This is a genomic window from Treponema sp. R6D11 (assembly GCF_054786075.1).
Map to the genome: position 1 here is coordinate 1 of NZ_BDHD01001389.1, position 313 is coordinate 313.

The 313-nt window shown below is 43.1% G+C and carries 1 protein-coding gene; it reads left to right on the forward strand.

Going from position 1 to position 313, the window contains the following annotated elements:
• Positions 1–313, forward strand: a 313-nt coding sequence (locus ACYVTD_RS18875; protein WP_461249113.1) for a hypothetical protein, incomplete at both ends; no start/stop codon positions are given.

The following is a 313-nucleotide window of genomic DNA, read 5'->3' on the forward strand; positions in this document are numbered from 1 at the left end:
CCTGCAAACGTAACGGCGAATATAACCAAAGCCGCCGGAGCCACGATAACTCAACCGTATGTAAAAGGTTCACCCACAAGCAACAGTATTACCGTCAATGCGGTAAGTTTACAAACGACTACAGGGCAAAGCATAGAATACGCCATAAGTACGGCGAGTAATGGAACTGGTTTATCGGCATGGCAAAGCAGTGTTACTTTTACCGGATTGAATGCGAATATGATATATTATGTCTACGCTCGCTCCATGTCTAATACCAACTACGAAGCGGGAATATCAAGTGTAAGTGTTGGTATAAAAACTGCTCTAATGT